Source organism: Stenotrophomonas sp. INTA L402-1 (assembly GCF_059295135.1).
Genome location: NZ_JCAFWP010000011.1, coordinates 79,685 through 102,103, shown reverse-complemented (window position 1 = coordinate 102,103; position 22,419 = coordinate 79,685). Strand labels below are relative to the sequence as shown.

Annotated in this window: 20 protein-coding genes; 10 read left to right on the top strand and 10 right to left on the bottom strand. The window is 67.3% G+C overall.

The window, feature by feature from the left end:
* A partial coding sequence (locus tag AC5O77_RS08925) for an acyl-CoA thioesterase (protein WP_494506676.1) occupies positions 1 to 481 on the bottom strand: 481 nt, incomplete at its 3' end.
* 138 nt (positions 482 to 619) lie between these two features.
* Positions 620 to 1,831, bottom strand: a complete 1,212-nt coding sequence (gene metK / locus AC5O77_RS08920; protein ID WP_010481882.1) for a methionine adenosyltransferase — start codon at positions 1,829 to 1,831, stop codon at positions 620 to 622.
* A gap of 335 nt (positions 1,832 to 2,166) precedes the next feature.
* Here metK and olsF point away from each other — a divergent pair, with 335 nt between their 5' ends.
* The 3 genes from olsF to AC5O77_RS08905 all read left to right on the top strand — a co-directional run bounded on the left by olsF (position 2,167) and on the right by AC5O77_RS08905 (position 5,891).
* Positions 2,167 to 3,882: a bifunctional ornithine lipid synthase OlsF gene (gene olsF, locus AC5O77_RS08915; RefSeq protein WP_478057645.1), complete on the top strand. Its 1,716-nt coding sequence runs from the start codon at positions 2,167 to 2,169 to the stop codon at positions 3,880 to 3,882.
* Positions 3,879 to 4,679, top strand: a complete 801-nt coding sequence (locus AC5O77_RS08910; RefSeq protein WP_197611182.1) for a UDP-2,3-diacylglucosamine diphosphatase — start codon at positions 3,879 to 3,881, stop codon at positions 4,677 to 4,679. The genes olsF and AC5O77_RS08910 overlap by 4 nt, the downstream gene beginning before the upstream one ends.
* 144 nt (positions 4,680 to 4,823) lie before the next feature.
* Positions 4,824 to 5,891, top strand: coding sequence for a metal-dependent hydrolase (locus tag AC5O77_RS08905; protein WP_478057644.1), 1,068 nt, complete (start codon positions 4,824 to 4,826; stop codon positions 5,889 to 5,891).
* 75 nt (positions 5,892 to 5,966) lie between these two features.
* Here the strand turns inward: AC5O77_RS08905 and AC5O77_RS08900 are convergent, their stop codons facing one another.
* The 5 genes from AC5O77_RS08900 to AC5O77_RS08880 all read right to left on the bottom strand — a co-directional run bounded on the left by AC5O77_RS08900 (position 5,967) and on the right by AC5O77_RS08880 (position 10,981).
* Entirely contained in the window at positions 5,967 to 6,794 is an 828-nt protein-coding gene (locus tag AC5O77_RS08900) for a class I SAM-dependent methyltransferase (RefSeq protein WP_032129690.1), read from the bottom strand.
* 174 nt (positions 6,795 to 6,968) lie between these two features.
* Positions 6,969 to 7,964 carry a tRNA dihydrouridine synthase DusB gene (dusB, locus tag AC5O77_RS08895; protein WP_478057643.1) on the bottom strand — a complete coding sequence of 332 codons (996 nt, stop codon included), beginning with the start codon at positions 7,962 to 7,964 and terminating at the stop codon, positions 6,969 to 6,971.
* 147 nt (positions 7,965 to 8,111) lie between these two features.
* On the bottom strand, positions 8,112 to 8,543 hold the full coding sequence (locus AC5O77_RS08890; RefSeq protein WP_317218143.1) for a hypothetical protein: 432 nt from the start codon (positions 8,541 to 8,543) through the stop codon (positions 8,112 to 8,114).
* A 148-nt stretch (positions 8,544 to 8,691) separates the two neighbouring features.
* Positions 8,692 to 9,657 carry a ribokinase gene (locus tag AC5O77_RS08885; protein WP_478057642.1) on the bottom strand — a complete coding sequence of 322 codons (966 nt, stop codon included), beginning with the start codon at positions 9,655 to 9,657 and terminating at the stop codon, positions 8,692 to 8,694.
* Between the two features lie 25 nt (positions 9,658 to 9,682).
* A complete protein-coding gene (locus AC5O77_RS08880; protein WP_032129935.1) occupies positions 9,683 to 10,981 on the bottom strand; it encodes a NupC/NupG family nucleoside CNT transporter in 1,299 nt (432 codons plus the stop codon).
* A 193-nt stretch (positions 10,982 to 11,174) separates the two neighbouring features.
* Here AC5O77_RS08880 and AC5O77_RS08875 point away from each other — a divergent pair, with 193 nt between their 5' ends.
* From AC5O77_RS08875 to AC5O77_RS08855, 5 genes are all read left to right on the top strand, one after another.
* Positions 11,175 to 12,146 (top strand): aldo/keto reductase, encoded by a 972-nt coding sequence (locus tag AC5O77_RS08875; RefSeq protein ID WP_032129941.1) that lies wholly within the window; start codon positions 11,175 to 11,177, stop codon positions 12,144 to 12,146.
* A gap of 289 nt (positions 12,147 to 12,435) precedes the next feature.
* Positions 12,436 to 12,630 (top strand): hemin uptake protein HemP, encoded by a 195-nt coding sequence (gene hemP / locus AC5O77_RS08870; protein ID WP_005412278.1) that lies wholly within the window; start codon positions 12,436 to 12,438, stop codon positions 12,628 to 12,630.
* 153 nt (positions 12,631 to 12,783) lie between these two features.
* Positions 12,784 to 15,027 carry a TonB-dependent hemoglobin/transferrin/lactoferrin family receptor gene (locus AC5O77_RS08865; RefSeq protein ID WP_430542009.1) on the top strand — a complete coding sequence of 748 codons (2,244 nt, stop codon included), beginning with the start codon at positions 12,784 to 12,786 and terminating at the stop codon, positions 15,025 to 15,027.
* Between the two features lie 4 nt (positions 15,028 to 15,031).
* On the top strand, positions 15,032 to 15,631 hold the full coding sequence (locus tag AC5O77_RS08860) for a ChuX/HutX family heme-like substrate-binding protein (protein WP_285303191.1): 600 nt from the start codon (positions 15,032 to 15,034) through the stop codon (positions 15,629 to 15,631).
* Between the two features lie 73 nt (positions 15,632 to 15,704).
* The gene (locus tag AC5O77_RS08855) at positions 15,705 to 16,631 is read left to right on the top strand and encodes a DUF6607 family protein (RefSeq protein WP_032129933.1); all 927 of its coding nucleotides are present in this window, start codon (positions 15,705 to 15,707) and stop codon (positions 16,629 to 16,631) included.
* A gap of 426 nt (positions 16,632 to 17,057) precedes the next feature.
* Here AC5O77_RS08855 and AC5O77_RS08850 read toward each other — a convergent pair whose 3' ends face one another.
* The 3 genes from AC5O77_RS08850 to AC5O77_RS08840 all read right to left on the bottom strand — a co-directional run bounded on the left by AC5O77_RS08850 (position 17,058) and on the right by AC5O77_RS08840 (position 20,813).
* Positions 17,058 to 17,543, bottom strand: coding sequence for a hypothetical protein (locus AC5O77_RS08850; RefSeq protein ID WP_478057641.1), 486 nt, complete (start codon positions 17,541 to 17,543; stop codon positions 17,058 to 17,060).
* A gap of 109 nt (positions 17,544 to 17,652) precedes the next feature.
* Positions 17,653 to 20,169: an ABC transporter permease gene (locus AC5O77_RS08845; protein ID WP_478057640.1), complete on the bottom strand. Its 2,517-nt coding sequence runs from the start codon at positions 20,167 to 20,169 to the stop codon at positions 17,653 to 17,655.
* Positions 20,166 to 20,813, bottom strand: a complete 648-nt coding sequence (locus AC5O77_RS08840) for an ABC transporter ATP-binding protein (RefSeq protein ID WP_100437902.1) — start codon at positions 20,811 to 20,813, stop codon at positions 20,166 to 20,168. The genes AC5O77_RS08845 and AC5O77_RS08840 overlap by 4 nt, the downstream gene beginning before the upstream one ends.
* Before the next feature lie 75 nt (positions 20,814 to 20,888).
* Between AC5O77_RS08840 and AC5O77_RS08835 the strand changes: the two genes are divergently transcribed.
* Both AC5O77_RS08835 and AC5O77_RS08830 read left to right on the top strand, forming a co-directional pair.
* Positions 20,889 to 21,533 carry an arylesterase gene (locus tag AC5O77_RS08835; protein WP_478057639.1) on the top strand — a complete coding sequence of 215 codons (645 nt, stop codon included), beginning with the start codon at positions 20,889 to 20,891 and terminating at the stop codon, positions 21,531 to 21,533.
* 87 nt (positions 21,534 to 21,620) lie between these two features.
* Positions 21,621 to 22,334 carry a response regulator transcription factor gene (locus AC5O77_RS08830; protein WP_002811889.1) on the top strand — a complete coding sequence of 238 codons (714 nt, stop codon included), beginning with the start codon at positions 21,621 to 21,623 and terminating at the stop codon, positions 22,332 to 22,334.
* Positions 22,335 to 22,419 lie beyond the last annotated feature (85 nt).

Sequence of the window (22,419 nt, the reverse complement as noted above, 5' to 3'; positions counted from 1 at the left end):
AGATGTGTATAAGAGACAGGCGCTGCTCCATTTCCTGGCGCAGCTGGCGGCGGATCAATGCGGCTGCCTGGCGGCGCTTCTCGTCCGACGTGACCGGCTGCAATGACGGCACCGGCGTTGGCCGGCCTTCCTCATCCACGGCCACCATGGTGAAGAAGCAGCTGTTGGCATGGCGCACGCTGCGCTTGAGGATGTCCTCGGCCACCACCTTGATGCCGATCTCCATCGACGAGGTGCCGGTGTAATTCACCGAGGCCAGGAAGGTGACCAGCTCGCCCACCGCGATGGGCTGGCGGAACATCACCTGGTCCACCGACAGGGTGACCACGTAGCTGCCGGCGTAACGGCTGGCGCAGGCGTAGGCGACCTGGTCGAGCAGGCGCAGGATGGCGCCACCGTGGACCTTGCCGGAGAAATTGGCCATCTCCGGCGACATCAGCACGGTCATGGACAGCTGGTGGGTTTTCAGTTCGGTCGACATGGGGCGATTGTATCGGCAACCGGTAGTGCCGGCCGCTGGCCGGCAACCACGCGATTGTTTCCGGAGGCCATGAAAAAGCCGGCCAGCGGCCGGCTCTACCAGAAGCAGAAGGGCCGCGTGAGCGGCCCTTCGTGTTTCTTACTTCAGCTTCGCATCGGCGCGCAGGGCGGCAGCGCGGTCGGTCTTCTCCCAGGAGAAGGCCGTGGCGTTGACGGTCTCGCCTTCGCCGTTGAGGTAGCTGAACTCCTTCGGCTTGCGGCCGAAGTGACCATAGGCCGCAGTCTGCTGGTACATCGGGTGCACCAGGTCCAGCATCTTGATGATGCCGTACGGGCGCAGGTCGAAGTGCTTGCGGATCAGCTTCTCGATCTTGTCGTCGCTGATCTTGCCGGTGCCGAAGGTGGTGACCGAGATCGAGGTCGGCTCAGCCACGCCGATGGCGTAGGAGACCTGCACTTCGCAACGGTCGGCCAGGCCGGCGGCAACCACGTTCTTGGCCACGTAGCGGGCCGCGTAGGCTGCCGAACGGTCGACCTTGGACGGGTCCTTGCCGGAGAAGGCGCCACCACCGTGACGGGCCCAGCCGCCGTAGGTGTCGACGATGATCTTGCGGCCGGTCAGGCCGCAGTCGCCCACCGGGCCGCCGATCTCGAACTTGCCGGTCGGGTTGATGTGGAACTTGGTGCCCTTGTGCAGCCACTTGGCCGGCAGCACCGGCTTGATGATCTCTTCGCGGACGGCCTCGATGAGGTCCTTCTGCTTGATGCCCGGGGCGTGCTGGGTCGACAGGACCACGGCGTCGATGGCCGAGACCACGCCGTTTTCATAGCGCAGGGTGACCTGGCTCTTGGCGTCCGGGCGCAGCCACGACAGCGGCGAGTTCTTCTTCTTGCGGATCTTGGCCTGCTGCTCGACCAGGCGGTGCGACAGGTGGATCGCGGCCGGCATGTAGCTGTCGGTCTCGTTGGTGGCATAGCCGAACATCAGGCCCTGGTCGCCAGCGCCCATTTCTTCCGGCTTCTTGCGATCCACGCCCTGGGCGATGTGCGGCGACTGCTTGCCGATCAGGTTCAGCACGCCGCAGGTGGCGCCGTCGAAGCCGACGTCGGAGCTGTCGTAGCCGATGTCCGTGATGACCTTGCGGGTCAGCGCTTCCAGGTCGATCCAGGCGCTGGTGGTGATCTCACCGGCCACAATGGCAACACCGGTCTTGACCATGGTCTCGCAGGCCACGCGGGCGCGCTGGTCCTGGGTCAGGATCGCGTCCAGCACCGCATCGGAGATCTGGTCGGCAACCTTGTCCGGATGGCCTTCGGAGACCGACTCGGAGGTGAAGAGATAGCTGGACATCAGGCGTAATATCCCTTGATTCGGATGGAAAGATGGGCGCGAATGATACACGGGGTGCGCCGCCTGTGCATTGTGAACCTGTACCGGTTGCCGGTGGTTAAGCCCGCGTAGGCCCGGCAGGGGCCGTCCGGCCGGGATTGGGGCTCAGCCTCGAGGCCCAGTGTTCCACCAGCGTGACAACGCAGCGGGCGGCTACCGGCCCCGACTGCGCGGGCCACAACGCCCGGCAGCGGCTGTGCGGCCGTCATCGTTCTGCCCAAAAACCGCCATCTGGCTGCCGCCTGCCGGGCGCAGGCTGTCGGCCAATCCGGCCGCCGGGCATGAGTGGATCTGCCATGCAGGAACTTGAACAGCGTCTCCAGCAACGCTTCCCCGATTGGTTCCATGGCCGCCGTGGCCAACTGGCGCGGCCGTTGCTGCGCAGCGTCGGCCGCTGGTCGCGGTTGGACCAGATCGAAGCCTTCCTGCAGCGCAGCTCAGGCCTGCGTGGCTTCGGTTTCGTCGCCGCCGGCCTGGAGTTCATCGACGGCCAGTACCAGGTGGACCCGGCCGCGCTGGCCAGGATCCCGGCCACCGGCCGCCTGCTGATCGTCGCCAACCATCCCTCCGGGGCACTGGATGCCCTCGCTCTGCTGGACGCGGTCGGCCGCATCCGCCGTGACGTGCGGATCGTGGCCAACGACCTGCTGGGGGCGATCGCGCCACTGCAGGACCTGCTGCTGCCGGTACGCATCCTCGGTGGCAAGGCCCAGCGTGGCAGCCTGCATGCCGTCGAAGAGGCGCTGGCCGCCGAGCAGTGCGTGATCGTGTTCCCGGCCGGCGAGGTCTCGCGGCTGTCGCTGCGCGGCATCCGTGATGGTCGCTGGCAGCGCGGTTTCGTCCGCTTTGCCCGTGCCGCTGGCGCGCCGGTGCTGCCGGTGCGTGTGGAGGCGCGCAACTCGGCGCTTTTCTACGGCGCCTCGACCCTGTTCAAGCCGGCGGGCACCGCGCTGCTGGCGCGCGAGATGTTCACCCGTCGTGGCCGTCCGCTGCGGCTGAGCATCGGTGAGCCGATGCAGCTGGGCAAGGGCGGCGACCCGGGCGCACAGCTGCTGGCGGTGCGCCGCGCGCTGTATGCGCTGGGCCGCAATGGGGCGGCGGGCGATGCAGCTGCTGTAGCAGGCCCCGAGCCGCTGGCGTCCCCGGTGCCGCCTTCACAGGTGGCCGCAGGCATCGCCGCGGCGACCCAGCTGGGCCAGACCGCCGACGGCAAGCAGATCCTGCTGGCGACCTGTGCCGCCGATTCGCCGCTGCTGCTGGAGCTGGGGCGTCTGCGCGAGCTGACCTTCCGCCAGGTAGGCGAGGGCACCGGGCGCAGCCGCGATCTGGATGATTACGATCCGCGGTACGAACACATCGTGATCTGGGACGCGGCCGCGCAGCGCATCGCCGGCGCCTACCGGATCATGCGTGGTGCTCACGCGCTGGCCCGGCACGGCCTGTCCGGGCTCTACAGCGCGTCGCTGTTCCGCTATTCCGACGACGCCATCACCCACATCGCCGAAGGCCTGGAACTGGGCCGCAGCTTCGTGGTGCCTGATTACTGGGGCAGCCGCAGCCTGGACTACCTGTGGCAGGGCATCGGCGCCTACCTGCAGTGCCGGCCCGGCATCCGCTACCTGTTCGGCGCCGTGTCGATCAGCGCAGCGCTGCCACGCGATGCACGCGAGCAGCTGGTGGCGTACTACCAGCGCTACTACAGCGGTACCGCCGGCCTGGCCGAATCGAACCGCCCGTTCCAGTACTTCGCCGCGCCGCCAAGTTTCGGCGAGCTGGATGCAGGTGCCGCGTTCGATGTGCTCAAGGCCAACCTGGCCGCACTCGGCACCGGCGTGCCGACGCTGTATCGCCAGTACACCGATCTGTGCGAACCCGGTGGCGCCCGTTTCCTTGCCTTCGGTGTCGACCCGGACTTCAGTGATTCGATCGACGGCCTGATCGAAGTGGACCTGTGCGCGATCCGGCCGAACAAGCGCAAACGCTACCTGCGCGACGCGGGGACGCCGGCATGAGCACGCTGGCGAACCTGTCGCCGCACCGGCGCGCAGTGTTCGTCTCCGACGTGCACCTGGGCTCACGTCATTGCCATGCCACCGAGCTGGCGCGGTTCCTCTCGCAGCTGCGCTGCGAACGGTTGTACCTGGTGGGCGACATCATCGACCTGTGGTGGATGGCGCATCGCCGCGCCAACTGGCGGCAGTCGCACAGCGAAGTCATCCAGGCCCTGCACGCGTTGCGCCGTGCCGGGACCGAGATCATCTACATTCCCGGCAACCATGACGCGTCGCTGCGCCATGTGTGCGGGCTGATGCTCCCAGCGATGCAGGTGCGCCGTCGCGCCATCCATGTGACCGCCGATGGCCGGCGCCTGCTGGTCGCGCATGGGGACGAGTACGACGGCGTGACCCATTTCGGTGGCCTGCAGGAAAAGTTCGGCGACTGGCTGTACTACCGCATCCTGACCGGCAACCAGGCGTTGAATGCGGTGCGGCGGCGGCTGGGGATGCGCTACTGGTCGCTGTCGGAGTTCCTGAAGAAGCGCAGCGGTGCGGCCGAACGCTACATCGAACGCTTCGTGCAGGCCGGGCTGGACGACGTGCGGCGGCGCGGACTGGATGGCATCGTCTGTGGCCACATCCACCGCGCGGCGCTGATCGAGCGCGATGGCCTGGTCTATGCCAACGACGGCGACTGGGTGGAGAGCCTGACCGCGCTGGCCGAAGACCATGATGGCGCGCTGCGCCTGCTCGACCACAATGGCCAGACCCTGGTGGAACTGCCGGGCGCGCGCATCAAGCAAGCGGCTTGACCCACTCTTGTAGAGTCGAGCCATGCTCGACTGCTCTTCTCAGACTGCCCCGCGTACAGCAGTCGAGCATGGCTCGACTCTACAAAAGAGCGCGAGCGGCTGTGCCATCAAGACGGCACGCCCGCAAGCCGCTAGCATCGGCCCATGGATTCCCTGACCCAGATCGTGCTCGGCGGCGCCGTCGCTGCTGCCATCGCCCCGCCCGGACATCGCCGTGCGGCCCTGCTGGCCGGTGCCGCGCTCGGCACCCTGCCGGACCTCGACGCCCTGTGGCTCGGCTTCACTGCCGCCGACCCGGTGGCGAACATGATCGAGCACCGCAGCTTCAGCCACTCGCTGCTGGTGCTGCCTTGGGTGGCGGCACTGATCTGGTGGTTGTTCAAGCGCTTCGGCAATGGCCGCGTCGCCCAGTCACCTGTGCGCTGGTTCTGGGCGATCCAGCTGGCGCTGGTCACCCATCCCATGCTGGATGCGTTCACAGTCTACGGCACCCAGCTGTGGTGGCCGCTGCGCCCACACCCGACCATGGGTTCAAGTGTCTTCATCATCGATCTCGGCTACACGGTATGGCTGCTGCTGGGCTGCGTGCTGGCCTGGTTTGGTCGCGCCCGCCCCTGGGCTGGCAAGGTGCTGGGTGTGGCGTTGCTGGTCAGCAGTGCCTACCTGGGTTGGGGCCTGATCGCCAAGGCGCAGGTCGACCGTGCTGCCCAGCAGAGCCTGGCGGCGATGGGCCTGGGCGATGCGCCGCGCTTCTCGGTGCCGATGCCGTTCAACACCCTGCTGTGGCGCGTGGTGGCAATGACGCCGAACGGCTACGTGGTGGGCGACCGCTCGCTGGTGGCCGACCACGGGCCGATGCGGTTCGAAGGCCACGCATCCAACGTGCAGGCCTTGCGCGAAGCGCAGGCCATTCCGGCGGTGCAGCAGCTGACGTGGTTCAACCGTGGCTTCATGCGTGCGCAGGTGGTGGACGGCCGGTTGGTACTGAGCGACCTGCGCATGGGGCTGGAACCGGACTACACCTTCAACTTCGCGGTGGCCGAGCAGGCTGATGGGCAGTGGCGGGCGATCACGCCCGAGCAGGTGCGGGTGGATTACAGCAGCCCGGCTGCACGCGCCGACGTCGGACGCCGGTTGGCCGCGATGTGGCAGCGGATCTGGCATCAGCCGGCAGCACAGCCGGGTGCGGCCGACCACAGCGCCGTGCATTGATCAGTAGATCCACGCCATGCGTGGATGGCGGGGGGCATCGGCGAAGGCAGCCACGCATGACGTGGCTCCACCGAATCAATACACCGTGGCGCGGCCCTGCACGAACGAATAGAAGAACACCGCATTCGGGTCGTTCTGCACCAGACGGAACTCGCGACGCATGCCTTCCACGGTTTCCTCGTCCACCGATCCGGCCTGCAACAGCTGGTCGGCAGCCGACAGCAGCAGCTGTTCCCAGAACGCGATCATCGTCTTGCGACGGGCCGGTTCGCGGTTGTCCAGGTGGATGGTCTTGATCTCGGTGTGCACGTCGCGGAAGCCGCCGGCCAGCAGCAGGTTGCCCAGCTTGGCGCCGACGAACGGATCTCCCCCGTGGTCGTACTGGAAATCGTTGAAGGCCATCCAGTAGCGCCAGATATGCGGCGAATACGGGTCGAGCAGGAACGAGGCATTCATCACCTCGGTGATGTAGACCGGCGAACCCGGGGCCAGCACGCGGCGCACTTCGCTCAATACGCGTGCTGGTGACGGCACGTGCTCCAGCACCCAGCACAGGAACGCCGCGTCGAAGCTGCGTGCTTCGAACGGCAGCTCGCCGGCGTCGGCCTGCTGCAGGGTGTAGCGGTCGCTGCACCACGGTGTGCGCGCCAGGTTCTCGCGCGCGGTGGCCAGCTGTGTTTCGCTCAGGTCCACGCCGGTCACGTGCAGATCGGGGAAGCGGCGCAGCAGGATTTCGGTCTGCGCGCCGACGCCGCTGCCGACTTCCAGCAGGCGACGCGCGCCGCTGTAGTCGATCTGGCCGAAGATGCTCGATTCCAGCAGCCGGGCCTGGGTCATCAGGCGCTGCTGCTCGGTGCCGGAGAATCCGTGCAGATAGGTCGGGGAGGAAATCGGCGGGGTCATGGGGGCGGGCTCTTGTAGCGTCGAGCGTGATCAATGGAAGGGGCGCGTAGAGTCGAGCTCGCTCGACTGTTCAGAAAGCCAGTCGAGCAAGCTCGACTCTACGGTGTGGAGCAGTCGAGCAAGCTCGACTCTACGGATCAAGGCAGTCGGGCGGGTTACGAGGGGCTGGCGCGCTCAGGCTGCCGAAGACAACGCCGGTTCCCCGGCGATCAGGCGGTCGAAGTACTCGGTGGTCAGCGCGATCTGGCTCTGCGGGTCTTCGGCACGGTTGACCACCGCGCGGAAGGCGGCATTCTCCGGCCGGTCCTTGGCGTACCAGCCCAGGTGCTTGCGCGCGATGCGCACGCCCTGCGGCTCGCCATAAAACGCATGCAGCGCATGCAGGTGACCAAGCAGGATGTCGCGCACTTCATCCAGCGACGGTGGCGGCAGCTCCTCGCCGGTGGCCAGGTAGTGCGCCACCTCGCGGAAGATCCATGGCCGGCCCTGTGCCGAGCGGCCGATCATCACTGCGTCCACGCCGGTTTCCTTCAGGACGTAGGCGGCCTTCTGCGGCGAATCGATATCGCCGTTGGCGATCACCGGAATGCGGAGTGCGGCCTTGATCTCGCCGATCGTGGCGTACTCGGCCTGGCCGGTGTAGTGCTGGTCGCGGGTGCGGCCGTGCACCGCCAGTGCCGCGATACCGCTGTTCTCTGCGATGCGCGCGATCACCGGACCATTGCGATGGTCGCAGTCCCAACCGGTACGGATCTTCAGCGTGACCGGCACGTCCACTGCGTTGACCACGGCTTCGAGGATGCGCGCCACCAGCTGCTCGTCGCGCATCAGTGCCGAACCGGCCCAGGCGTTGCACACCTTCTTGGCCGGGCAGCCCATGTTGATGTCGATGATCTGCGCGCCGTGGTCCACGTTGTAGCGGGCGGCTTCGGCCAACTGCTGCGGCTCGGTGCCGGCGATCTGCACGCTGATCGGTGCCGGCTCGCCGTCATGGTCCATGCGATGGATCGACTTGCGCGTGGTCCAGAAGCGCGGGTCGCTGATGGTCATTTCCGAGGCGGCCAGTCCCGCGCCCAGCCGTTTGCACAGCAGGCGGAAAGGCTTGTCGGTGACGCCGGCCATGGGCGCCAGCACGACGTTGGGGGCAATGGTGTACGGACCGATCTGCATGCGCCCATTGTAGGGCCCGGGCGGCGGTACGGCCGTGTCGGGGGCGTTCCGGTTCAGGCCGATCCGCACCCAGCTCATGCCTTACCGGCATCAACAGATGCTTGACGGTTGCTTCCGCCGCCCCCATGGGCGGGCGATGGTAGGCGGCTACCCCAGGCTCTGCCAGGCCTGGCGGGTACCCAACGCGAAGGCCAGCCCCAGGCTGAGGCAGGCCAGTGAACTGACTACCCAGAAGTACCGGCCGTTGTAGCCGGGCCGGAGCAGCGCCAGCCCGAAGCCCATCGCCGCGCGCAGCAGCAACAGCAGGGCGATGCCCGACAGCACCGGACGGCTGGCCGGCAGCGGCGAATGCCAGCCTGCGGCTGCCAGCGCATACAGCGTCCAGGCGACCAGCACGGCAGTAATGCCGGCGGTCATCAGTGGTGGCCACCAATGCCCCGCCTGTGCCAGCCGGACCATGCGCGGGCCAGCGCCGAACCACCGGTACCAGGGTGCCCCAAAGGCAATGCAGCCGATATGCAGCAAGGCTGCGATGGCACTGCCGGCGGCGGCAACCAGCAACCAGGGGAATCCGTCCATGTCCTGCCCACGCTGAAATGCTGCGCGGATGGTGGGTGAGGGGCGGGATGCGGGCAATGCGGCAGGCGGTCGCAGAGCTGGACAATGGGCAAAAGAAAGGCCCGGATGCCAGCGCACCCGGGCCTTCCCATCCACGCATGGCGTGGATCTACTTCACTTCCACGTCGGCCGGAGTGAAGTGCGGCATCGCCGCTGCAGCGCCTTCCTTCTCGGTCGAACGACCGGCGAACTGGTTGGCGAAGCGCACGTGGCGGGCGAACGGGGCGTCGGCCACCTGCGCCAGCGACGCTGCCAGCGCACCGTTGAAGGCGTCACCGGCACCGGTGGTGTCGATCGCCTGCACCTGTTCGGCACCCACGCGGTAGTACGGCTGGGTATCGCCGCGCAGGTTCTCATCGGCATGCGACACGAACACACCCACCGAACCCAGGGTCACCACCACGGTGCCGTTGCCGACCAGCTTACGGCACAGCGCATGCAGGCTGGCACCGTCCAGCGCGGCGACGTCATTGGCATCCACGCGCTCACCGACATGGCGGCCGAGCAGGGCTGCGAACTCGGTTTCGTTCGGGGTGATCACATCGGCCAGCTTGAGCAGGCCGATGGTCGAGGGGGCATCGGCCGGTGCGGTGTTGAGCACGGTGGTGACGCCGGCCTCGCGGGCCGTGGCCAGTGCCGCTTCGATGGTCTGCACCGGCGATTCCAGCTGCACCAGCACCACCTTGGCGCCGGTCAGCAGGGCCTGCTGCTGTTGCAGGAAGTCGGTGCTCAGCGCGGCGTTGGCACCCGGTCCGATCACGATGGTGTTGCGGCCACGGGCATCGACGTAGATGCCGGCGGTGCCGGTCGGTTCGCTGCTGGCTTCGGCGATCAGACCGAAGCCGTCCTGCGCGGCCAGCTCACGGGCGGTGGCGCCACCAGCGTCGTCGCCCAGCGCGCATACGAAGTGCGTGTCGGCACCGGCGCGGCAGGCCGCCACGGCCTGGTTGAAGCCCTTGCCACCGGGGCCGGTGCTGTAACGGCCGGCAATGGTCGCACCCGGTGCCGGCAGCGACTCGCACCGCCACACGTGATCGACATTGAAGGAACCGACGACAACGACACTGCTGCTCATAGGGAATCTTTTCTCAACCAAGGGTTCAACTGAAGTGCGTCAGCACGCCGGCGATGGTCGCCGTCATGAAGGTGGCAATGGTACCGCCCAACACCGCGCGCAGGCCGAACTTGGCCAGGTCGTGGCGACGTTCCGGGGCCAGGCCGCCAATGCCGCCGATCTGGATCGCGATCGAGCTGAAGTTGGCGAAGCCGCACAGCGCGTAGGTGGCGATCAGGCGACCTTCCTCGGACAGGCTCACGCCCGCGATCTGGCCGTTCACGATCTGCGACAGCTCGGTGTAGGCCACGAACTCGTTGATCACGACCTTCTGGCCGATCAGCGAACCGACGGTGGTGGCATCGGCCCACGGGGTGCCGATCACCCAGGCGATCGGGGCCAGTACGTAACCGAAGATGGTCGACAGGTTGGTCGGCTTGCCGATGGCGGCGGCCAGGCCGGTCACATCGCCGATCCAGGTCAGCGGGGCGTTCAGCAGCGCGATCAGGGCGATGAAGGCCAGCAGCATCGCACCGATGTTCAGCGCCAGCTTCAGGCCGTCACCGGCGCCGGCGGCGGCCGCGTCGATGATGTTGCTGGAGGTCTTCTCGACTTCCATCTTCACCGTGCCGCGGGTCAGCGGGGTGCCGGTTTCCGGGATCAGCAGCTTGGCCACGACCAGGGTGGCCGGGGCTGCCATGATGCTGGCCGCCAGCAGGTGCTTGGCGTAGAAGGCCTGCTGCGCTGGGTCGCCACCGCCAAGCATGCCCACGTAGGCCGCCAGCACGCCGCCGGCGATGTGCGCCATGCCGCCGATCATCATGGTCAGCAGCTCGGACTGGGTCATCTTGGCGATGTACGGGCGCACGGTCAGCGGCGCCTCGGTCTGGCCGATGAAGACGCTGGCGCAGACGCTGGTGGTTTCCGCACCCGACACGCGCATCACCTTGGTGATCGACCAGGCCATCACGCGCACGATGCCCTGCATGATGTTGAGGTGGTACATCACCCCCATCAGCGCAGAGAAGAAGATGATGGTCGGCAACACCTGGAAGGCGAAGATGAAGCCGTAGTTCTTGGTGTCCATCAACGAGCCGAAGATGAAGCCCGAGCCCTCGTTGACGTAGCTGAGGATCTTGACGAAGCCCTTGCCCAGTGCGTCGAACACGTCGCGTCCGCCCGGGACCAGGATCACCAGCGCCGCGAAGGCGATCTGCAGGGTGATACCGGTGGCAACCAGCTTCCAGTCAACCGCGCGCTTGTTATTGGAAAACAACCAGGTGATGCCGATCAGCACCGCCAACCCGAACAGGCCGAAGCCGATCCTGCCCAAACCTTCGACCATGTGAGTGACTCCCCTGGGGCGTCGCGAAAAACGGGAAGCCTAGTGCAGGGCAGGGGCCGGGGCAAGAAAAAGCAGCGTGTGCGCGGCCAACGGTACCGATCAGGCCAGCAACGGCAAGGGCTTGCGGCTGGCGGCGGCGGGTAGAATGGGGTTCGATCCCGGCCCGGATGCGGGCCCGCAGCAGGAGATTCGCATGCAATACCGTCGCCTGGGCTCCACCGGCCTGCCGATTTCCGCCTTGTCCTTCGGCGCCTGGGTGACCTTCGGCGACCAGGTCCCGCGCGATGAGGCCCGCAACCTGGTGGCCGCCGCCTGGGATCATGGCGTCAATTTCTTCGACAACGCCGAGGGTTATGCCAACGGCCGTGCCGAACAGGTCATGGGCGACGTGATCACCGACCTGCGACTGCCGCGCGACGGTTTCTGCGTGTCCAGCAAGGTGTTCTTCGGCAGTGCCAAGGACCCGCGGCCGACCCAGCGCGGCTTGTCGCGCAAGCACGTGACCGACGCCTGCCATGCCGCGCTCAAGCGCCTGCGGGTGGACTACCTGGACCTTTATTACTGCCACCGCCCGGATCCGGACGCGCCGATCGCCGAGACCGTACACGCCATGGATACCCTGGTACGGCAGGGCAAGATCCTCTACTGGGGCACCTCGGAGTGGTCGGCGGCGCAGATCCAGCAGGCGCTGGACATCGCCGAGGCGCGCAACCTGCAGGGCCCGTCGATGGAGCAGCCGCAGTACAACCTGCTGCACCGCGAGCGGGTCGAGGTCGAGTACGCGCCGCTGTATGCGGGTGCCGGCCTGGGCACCACCATCTTCTCGCCGCTCGCCTCGGGCCTGCTCACTGGCAAGTACGACCAGGGCATCCCGGCCGATGCGCGGCTGGGGCGGGAAGGCATGGAGTGGTTGCAGGACCTGGTGCTGGGGGCCGACGCCGGGGCCCGCCTGGGCCAGGTGCGGCGCTTCAGCGAGGTGGCACGCGCGCTCGGCCATGCCCCGGCCACGCTGGCGATTGCCTGGTGCCTGCGCAACCCGAACGTTTCCAGCGTGATCCTCGGCGCCAGCCGGGTCAGCCAGCTGCTGCAGAACCTGCAGGCACTGGACGTGCTGGAGCAGGTCGACGCGGCCGGCTGGGCCCAGGTCGAAGCCGTCTTCGCCTGACAACCCTTTGGAGAGTCGAGCCATGCTCGACTCCAGGTTGGTTGGGCCTTTGTAGAGTCGAGCCATGCTCGACTCCGCACGTAGCGCGGGCATTTCCAGGCGACGGCGCGAGAGCAGTCGAGCGTGGCTCGACTCTACAAAAGCCGTGTGCCCCCACCTTTCAATATATGAAATCTATCGAATTTCAGAATTCGATCATTAATCTCATCAATGAAATTGAGAATGGTTGTTGATTGTCAACTGAGAATCATTATCATTTAACTCGTCCCTCGCACGAGTCCAGATGCTCATGAATGCTCAACCTGTACTGCTGCGCCCCGAAACGCTGACCCTCCGCGATCGACCGGTCCGCGTCGTTCCGCCGGAAGAGGTCATCGACAGCGAAGCCCTGCTCAAGGGCCGTCGTGAAATCCTGATCCAGCACGGCGACCGCTTCTATCGCCTGCGGCACACCAGCAACGACAAGCTGATCCTGACCAAGTAATCGCGGCCTGGTCGCCCGCCTCCCTCCCTCCTGCCGGCAGCGCCGACAGGGTGGGCGACCCGTCCGCTCCCGCTCTCTCCCCCTCGGTCTACCGCGTGCACCTTCCGGGTGTGCCGGTAACCGGGGGTTCCCCTGCCTGACCGAACGAACCCGATGACCCGCCATACCGCCCTGTGTCTTGCTGTCTGGATGGCGTTGCCGCTGTCCGCCCACGCTGCTGCCGCCGCTGCGCCCGACGCGCGCGAATTTGACCGGGTGCAGGTCACCGCGACCCGCACCGAGCGGGCGGTGAGCGACGTGGCGGCCACCGTGGACGTCATCGACCGCGAGCAGATGGACCGGCACCTGGTGCAGGACATCAAGGATCTGGTGCGCTACGAGCCGGGCCTGTCGGTCACCCGCAGCGCGACCCGCTTCGGCCTGGATGGTTTCCGCATCCGTGGCCTGGACGGCAACCGTGTGCGCATCCAGACCGATGGCATCGTCATGCCGACCCGGTTCGACATCGGTTCGTTCGCCAGTTCCAACCGCAACTTCACCGACCTCGATACGCTCAAGCGCGTGGAGATCGTGCGCGGCCCGGCCAGCTCGCTCTACGGCTCCGATGCACTGGGCGGCGTGGTGGCGTTCGTCACCAAGGACCCGGCCGACTACCTCAAGGACGGCAAGAACAGCTACTTCGGCCTGAAGTTCGGCTACGACGGTGAGTGGAAGGGCCTGCTCGGCGGTGCCACCGCCGCCTTTGGTGGCGACCACTGGAGCGGCCTGGTCAACGTCAACCACCACCAGGGCCAGGAAACGGACAACAAGGGCACGGTGCGCAGCGACAACGATACTCGTACCGCGTCCAATCCGCAGGACCGCGACGGCCGCAGCCTGCTCAGCAAGCTGGTCTACGCACCGAGCGAAGACCAGCGATTCCGCCTGACCGTGGAAGGCAACGAAGACACCACCGATACCAATGTGTTGTCGGCGATTGCCAGCGTTGCACCGCGCCCCGGCGCGATGGCTGCGGCTACTGGCATGAAGTCCCACGACACGCAGAAGCGTACCCGCGTGTCCTTTGCCCACGAAATGGATGCGCTGGACCAGCCGTTCGCCGACAGCCTGCATTGGCAGGTGTATGCGCAGAACAGCGAAACGCGGCAGCAGACCGACGAGACCCGCACCGACGGCAGCCGCCGTCACCGCGTGTTCTCCTTCGACCAGCATGCCTTTGGCCTGCAGGCGCAGTTCAACAAGGCGTTCAGCACCGGCAGCGTCGAGCACGCATTGACCTACGGCTTCGAAGGCACCCGTACCGAGATCCGCCAGAAGCGCGACGGCTACCAGGTCAACCGTGCCGGTGTGGTCAGCAACATCGTTACCCCCGACACCTTCCCGGTGCGTGACTTCCCGATCAGCAAGACCACCGAGTTGGGCCTGTACGCGCAGGATGAAATGCGCCTGGCCGACGGCAAGCTGTCGCTGGTGCCGGGCGTGCGCGTGGACCGTTACGAGCTGAAGCCGGAAGTGGACAGCATCTTCGCCGAAGACAACCCGACCACGGCCGTGGCCCAGCTGAAGAAGACCAGCGTGTCGCCGAAGCTGGGCATGGTCTGGCGCTTCACCGACCAGTGGTCGCTGTTCGCCGGGTATGCGCGTGGCTTCCGCTCGCCGCCGTACAACGACGTCAACATCGGCCTGACCAACGTGGCCTTCGGCTACACTGCCATCGCCAACCCGGACCTGAAGCCCGAAACCAGCGACGGCTACGAACTGGGCCTGCGCTTCATCGCGCCGGCGGCGTACGTCAGCGTCAGCGGCTACTACAACGACTACAAGGATTTCATCCAGTCCAACGTCGATACCGGCCGCAACGCACAGGGTTTGACCGTGTTCCAGTCGCAGAACATCGCCGACGCGCGCATCTATGGCGCGGAAATGAAGGCCGGCATCGAGTTCGGTGAACTCAGCCCGGCGCTGAAGGGCTGGGCGCTGCGCAGTGCGTTGGCCTGGTCGCGTGGTGACAACCGGACCGATGACGAACCGCTGGCCTCGGTCGATCCGCTGCGTGGCACGCTGGGCCTGATGTACGACACCGATACCTGGGGCGTCGAACTGGCCGGCACCTTCGTGCAGCGCAAGAAGCGCCTGCCGCCGCCTGCTGCGCAGACCAATCCGAACGCACCGGCGCCGTTCGTCTACCAGCCGGCCGGCTACGGCGTGCTGGACCTGATGGCGCACTGGAACTTCGCACCGGGTGCCACCTTCAATGTCGGCGTGTTCAACCTGGCCGACAAGCGCTACATCGAATGGTCGTCCATCACCCCGAGCCTGATCACCAATCGCGCACTGAGCGATCGTTTCAGCAGCCCGGGCCGCACCTTCTCCGCCAGCCTTGCCGTTTCCTGGTGACCTCATGAGCCGAGCACTGTCCGCACGCAGGAATGACTCCATCGCCGCGCCGCACAGCGCGGCCTGGCCGACCCCGGCACAGCTGGCCACGCTCGGCACCGTGCTGTGCCTGTACCACGCCGACGGCAACGAGCTGGGCGGCTGGCGCCAGGCCGTACGCGTGCATGCCTGCCAGGGCGTGGACAGCGAAGGCCTGCGCGAAAGCCTGTGCTTCCTCGATGGCCGCGGCCGCTGCGTGTGGCGCCTGTACCTGCTGCCGGACAGCGACTTCCTGGCTTGGGACCGGCTGGTGGCTGCGCTGCCGCCGGGGCCCGAGCACGACAGCGATGGCAGCGTCGGCGAACGCCTGTGGCGACGCCTGGCCGGTCATCTGGGTGGCCAGCGCTGGCGCCTGTGCGCGCTGCGCCTGCATGCCGCCGACGATGGCCGCACGCTGGCCGCCAGTCTGTCGACCCTGTCCTCGCTGGGCGCAGCCACCGCGCGCCGCATTGCACGGCTGGAAGGTGCCGAAGGCGAGCTGGCAATCGACGATTGCTGCTGTGCCGATGTCGCGCGGCGTCCGGCGCCGCGGATTCCCGGCGACCTGCCGCTGATCCGCCTGTGACCCACTCCTGATGGAACGCCTGTCGGCCACGGACGGCCTCTCAACGCATCTGCAACCCCGAAGGAAGACCCCGATGAAGCTCCAGACAGCCAGCGCCCTGCTTGTGCTCGCCGCCAGCGGCGTGGCCAGCGCGCAGCCCTCCGATATCGCCCGTGACCACGACAGCATCCTTGCCATGCAGGGTGAGTACACCGTGGACTTCGCCTTCGACGAGACCGTGCTGCTGAAGCCGGGTTACGAGCGCGCACCGGCGATGCGCAGCGGCGGCAGCGAAGTGGTCATCGTGGTCGAGGACACGCCGAAGCGCATCGTGCTGCAGCACCTGCTGCTGGACGAGAAGAGCGGCCACATCACCAAGCACTGGCGTCAGGACTGGGTGTACGAAGCACCGAACCGTTTCGAGTTCAGTGCCGACCAGACCTGGAAGGTGCGCAGCATTCCGGCGGCGGTGAACCAGGGCGCCTGGACCCAGTGCGTATACGAAGTGAGCGACGCACCGCGCTATTGCGGCACCGGCACCTGGACCTACACCAATAACGTGCCGAGCTGGACCAGCGACCTGAGCTGGCGTCCGCTGCCGCGCCGCGAGTACACCAAGCGCAGTGACTACAACGCGCTGGCCGTGATCAACCGCCACACGCTGACCCCGAACGGCTGGACCCACGAGCAGTTCAACACCAAGGTGCAGCGCAACGCCGATGGCAGCCAGGTGGAGATCGCCCGCGAGTTCGGCTTCAACGACTACGTGAAGACCACCGAGGTCGACTTCACCCCGGCGCGCAACTACTGGAAGGCCACCGCCGGTTACTGGGCAAAGGTGCGCCAGCGCTGGGACGGCTTCCTCGGCCAGGCCCCGGGCGTGCACCTGAAGACCAAGATCGACGGCATGGCGATGATCATCCCGATGTTCACCCAGGCCGAAGAGATCCAGGCCGGCAAGAAGGTGAAGGACAAGCAGATCGACGACGTGTTCGCCAAGTACGTGGAAAAGGCCCAGTAAGTCGAGCCCTGCTCGACTCATGGCGCGGATCCTCTGGTCAGGTGCCGCGGCGCGTATCCGCTTCTGGTAGGTGCCGAGCTTGCTCGGCACGCTCTTCGCCGGTGATCGCACACCGCATCCACGCGTGGTGTGGATGTGCCGTGCCGGATATCCGCGCCTGGTAGGTGCCGAGCTTGCTCGGCACGCTCTTCGTTGGCGATTGCACGCCGCATCCACGCGTGATGTGGATGTGCCGTGCCGGATATCTGCTCCTGGTAGGTGCCGAGCTTGCTCGGCACGCTCTCCATCGGTGATCGCACGCTGCATCCACGCGTGATGTGGATGTGCCGTGCCGGATATCCGCTCCTGGTAGGTGCCGAGCTTGCTCGGCACGCTCTCCATCGGTGATCGCACGCTGCATCCATGCCATGCGTGGATGCGATGCACTCAGGACGCCGGCCCACTCAAGGTGGTCAGGTCCAGCCCGGCGTCCTGGAAGGCACGCAGGGTAGCCTGCAGGCTGGCCTCGTCATCGCGGGTGCGGACGCCCATGACAGCTTGGTGGCAACGCACTCGATCCGTGCTGCAGGCGCTCCGGTCCGGCAGCAGCAGCGCGGTCTGTGCGACGAGGATCGCCATGTGCGCCACTTCCTTTCTCGGCTTCGGTTGGCCCCGGTAGAACCGGTCGAACTCAGCACGCAGGTCGGCCACCACGTCGGCATCGCTGCGCGTGCGTGACACGCTGGCCGGAACCAGATAGGTCGGGTGGCCCTCGAGGAAGGCTTGCGCTTCATCGGCCAGCACCGTTTCCAGCACGAAGGCCTGCACCGCGTCAGGAACATAGCCCTCCGCCGCGCGGGCGCCTGCGGGCAGCACCGCGGTGAGCAGCGGGGAACTGGCCAGAAGGATGCGCAGGCAGAGGCTGTATTTCATCTTCATTCCTTGAACCTCGGGAGCGCGGGAGCAACCTTCCGCGCTTCCGGACGATCTGATCGGGTGGGGCGCGCAGCATAGCGCCCCACCCGAGCGTGTCACGATCGCGTCAGGCTTCGCGCAGGGCCAGTGCTGGTGGCGTATGCAGGATCGCCCGCGTACCCCACCAGCCTGCCAGCAGGCTCAAGCCGATGCCGACCAGGCCGCCGATCAGCAGGCCCGGCCACGGCGGCAGCAACGGCAGCTCGAACACCCTCTGCGAAACCACCACGCCGATCGCAGCGGCCGCGCCCACCGCCAGCAACGCCGCCAGCGTGCCCAGCGCACCGAATTCCACCAGTACCGCGCCACGCAGCTGGCGCCGGGTCGCGCCCAGCGTGCGCAGCACCGCGCTGTCGTAGCGGCGTTCACCGGCCGTGGCCTGCAGCGCGGCCAGCAGCACCAGCACGCCGGCCAGCAGACTGAACACCATCACCAGCTGCACCGCCTGTGCCACCCGTTCCATCACATCGCGCACCTGCGAGATCACCGCGTCCACGTCCAGCAGCGACAGGTTCGGCTGCGCGCGTACCAGCTCGCCCAGTCCGGCGGCCTTGCCGGCCGGTAGATGGAATGCCGACAGCAGGTTGTGTGGCGTATCGCCCACCGCATTCGGGTTCAGCAGCACGAAGAAGTTCGGCCGGAAAGTGTTCCAGTCGGCCTTGCGCATGCTGGTGACAGTGAACTCGCGTTCCTGCTCGCCCACCGCAATGGTGATGCGGTCGCCGGGATGCACGCCGTAGCGCTTGGCCCAGCCGATTTCCACCGAGGCTTCGGCGGCGGTGCTGTCTGCCTTCCAGAAGGTGCCGTTGACCAGTGTGTTGGCCGGCGGGAAGCTGTTGCGCCAGCTGAAGTTCAACGGCCGGTTCTCGTCGTCGTCATCGCGCTGGCCTTCGCCCTGTGCCGGCTGCCCGTTCTGCTCCGGCGAGCGGTCCACGCGCAGCGGCGGCTTGCCGTTGATCGCGATCAGGCGGCCAGTGGCCATCGGTTCGATGCTGGCGTCGTTGGCGCCCAGTCCACGCAGTGCGGCCAGCACGCTGTCGCGCTGTTCGGGCTGGATGTTGATCAGGAAGTAGTTCGGCGTATCCGCGGGCAGTCGCTCGCGCCACTGCTGCAGCAGGCCGGGGCCGGTCACCGCCAGCAGCAACAGCGCGCACAGCGACAGCGACAGCCCCACCAGCTGCATCACCGCCAGCATCCGGCGCCGGGTCAGCGCGGCCAGACCCAGCCGCCAGTGGCCATGCAGGCGGTGCTGCAGGCCGCGCAGCAGCTGCAGCAGCACGAAGCCGACCACGCCGGCCGCCACCGCCAGCGCGGCCAACCCGCCCAGCACCCACAGCGCCAGCTTGAGATCACCGGTGACCTGCACCGCCAGCAGCAGGCTGGCCGCCAGGGCAGCCACGTAGGCCAGCAGCGAGGCCGGCGGCAGGGCGGCGAAGGAACGGTTGAGCACCCGCATCGGCGGCACCCCGCGCAGGCGCAGCAGCGGCGGCAGGCCGAAGCCGAACAGCAGCAACAGCCCGATGCCGGCACCGGTCAGCGCAGGCATTGCCTCGGGCAGCGGCAGGCGCTGCGGCACCAGGCTGCCCAGCACCTGCACCAGGCCCTCCTGCGCCGCCATGCCCAGGCCGATGCCGAGTGCGCAGGCCGGCACCGCCAGCATCAGCAGCTGCAGTGCCAGACCGGACAGGATGTCGCGCTGGCGCGCGCCCAGGCAGCGCAGGATCGCCACCTGGTCGATGCGGCGCAGGGCGAAGCGGTTCGCCGCCAGCGCCGTGGCAACACCGGCCAGCAATACCGCCAGCAGCGCGCTGAGGCCGAGGAAGCGCCCGGCCAGGTCGAACGCCTGGCGCACGCCACGCTGGGTGTCGTCCACACTCAGCAGGCGCAGGCCCTTCACCTGCGGCAGCAGCCATTGCCGAAGTGCCGCGATCGGCTCTGCTGCTCCGGCGAACATCAGCCGGTAGTTGATGCGGCTGCCCGGACCGAGCAGGCCGGTGCCTTCCACATCGGCGCGGTTGACCAGCAGGGTGGGGGAAAGCGTAAGCAGGTCGCCGCCGGTATCCGGCTCGGCCTCGATGATGCCGGCGATGCGCAGCGTGCCAGCGCCGAATTCAAGGTCGTCACCGGCCTTCAGTCCCAGCCCCTGGAGAAGGCGTGGGTCGGCATAGGCCTGGCCCTTGGCCGGCATGCCGGCGTTGTCGATCAGGGCGCCGCCGGGCGTGGCCCGCACCCGCAGCGTGCCACGCAGCGGATAGCCCGCCTGCACCGCCTTGATGCTGGCCATCTGGCTGGCATCGGCGTTGAACAGCACGCTGCCGAAGCTGGCGATACGGGTGTAGGAAAGTCCGCGCCGCTGCGCCTCGTCGGCGAACGCCTGCGGCGGGTCATCGCGCCCGGCGATGCCGAGGTCGCCGCCTAGCATTTCCGCTGCGCTGCCGGTCAGTGCCAGGTTGACCCGGTTCACCAGCGTGCCGACCGCGGTCATCACCGCCACGCCCAGCACCAGCGCGGCGAACACGGTCAGCAGGTCGCCGGCCAGCGCCTCGCGGCGCAGCGCGCGCCACGCGTGCCGCAGCAGGTTCATGCCTGCGCCCCACGCTCGACCGGCAGCAGGCGGCCGTCGTCGATGCGGTGGATGTACTGGCAACGCTGGGCCAGGCGCAGGTCGTGAGTGACCAGCACCAGGGTGGTGCCGCTGCCGGCGTTGAGTTCGAACAGCAGGTCGCTGATGTGCTGGCCGGTGGCGTGGTCCAGCGAGCCGGTCGGTTCGTCGGCGAACAGAATGCGCGGGCGGGTGACGAAGGCACGTGCCAGTGCCACGCGCTGCTGCTCGCCGCCCGACAACTGGCGCGGATAGTGGCGGGCGCGATGGGCCAGGCCGACCTGGGCCAGCACTTCTTCGACCCGCGCCCGGTCTTCGCGCCCAGCCAGTTCCAGCGGCAGCGCGACATTCTCGGCGGCGGTCAGTGCCGGCAGCAGATGGAAGCTCTGGAACACGAAGCCGACCTCACGCGCGCGCAGCTGGGCGCGGGTCTCCTCGTCCAGCGCCGCCAGGTCCTGGCCGGCCAGCGCGATGCGGCCGCGGCTGGGCAGGTCCAGCCCGGCCAGCAGGCCGAGCAGGGTGGTCTTGCCGGAACCGGAGGCGCCGACGATGGCCGCGCTGGTCCCTTCATGGACGGTCAGGGTGATGTTGTCCAGTATGTGGACTTCACCCTCCGGGCCCTGCACGGATTTGCCGACCTGGTCGACGGCGATGGCAACGGACGCGCTGCGGGGGGACAGGCTGTCGATGAGGAGACTCCAATGCGCAAGATGGGATGGAGCCGGCGAGCCGGCGCGATGATGGTGCTGCTGCTAGGGTTCCTGCTGCTGCCCGGGCTGGCCTGTGCCAAAGGTCCGGCCGGCACCGTGCTGGTGCTCGGCGACAGCCTCAGTGCTGCCCACAATATCCCTGCCGACGCCGGCTGGGTGAGCCTGCTGCAGCAGCGGGTCAGGCAGCAGTCGAAAACCCCGGCGCGCATCGTCAACGCCAGCATGAGCGGGGAGACCACCGCCGGCGCACTGACCCGCCTGCCGGGCCTGCTGGCGAAGGAAAAGCCGACCGTGGTGGTGATTGCCCTTGGCGGCAATGACGCACTGCGCGGGCTGACCCCGGCGCAGGTGCAGGGCAACCTGGAAAAGATGGTGCAGGCCAGCCAGAAGGCCGGTGCCAAGGTGCTGCTGCTGGGCATCGACGTGCCGCCCAATTACGGGCCAGCCTATCGCCAGCGCCTGGCGGCGGCCTACAAGGCGCTGGCCACGCAGTACAAGGTGCCGCTGCTGCCCTTCCTGCTGGAGGGCGTGGCCCTGCAGCCGGGCATGATGCAGGCCGACGGGCTGCACCCGACCGCACAGGCGCAGCCGAAGGTGCTGGACAACGTCTGGCCGCTGCTCAGACCGCTGCTCTGAACCGTTTGTTTACCTCTTGACGGAACTTCACATCGCGTCCACCGTCGATCCGGCATGTTTCACAAAGCTGAAGTTAGAGGGAATCACATGCGTCAGACGAAGGAGACCTCCGGCTTGGTGCTGGTGGTCGAAGACAACCGCAACATCTCCGAGATGATCGGGGAATACCTGGAAGGTCGCGGCTTCGAAGTCGACTATGCACAGGACGGCCTGGATGGCTACCGCCTTGCGGCGGAGAACAGCTATGACGTCGTGGTGCTCGACTTGATGTTGCCGCGCCTGGATGGCATCGAAGTGTGCCGTCGCCTGCGCAACGATGCGCGCAAGTCCACCCCGGTGCTGATGCTCACGGCACGCGACACGCTGGACGACAAGCTCACCGGCCTCGGTTTCGGCGCCGATGACTACCTGACCAAGCCGTTCGCGATCCAGGAGCTGGAAGCCCGCCTGCGCGCGCTGATCCGCCGCGAGCGTCGCCAGGTCGGTTCGGAAGTGCTGAAGGTCGCCGACCTGGTGCTCGATCCGGTCAGCATGCGTGCCACCCGTGCCGGTACCGAGCTGCAGCTGTCGCCGATCGGCCTGCGCCTGCTGACCATCCTGATGCGCGAATCGCCGCGCGTGGTCACCCGCCAGGAGATCGAACGCGAGATCTGGGGCAACGGCCTGCCGGATTCGGACACCCTGCGCAGCCACCTGTACAACCTGCGCAAGATCATCGACAAGCCGTTCGACCGTCCGCTGCTGCATACCGTGCAGAGTGCCGGCTACCGCATTGCCGACATCGCCCAGCCGATGGCCTGAGCAGGCCCGCGCCGGTGCAGCCGCAGGCCGGGCCGGGCTGCGGCCAGGCACAAGGGCAGGGGATGACCGTCCGGCAGTGCCGCCG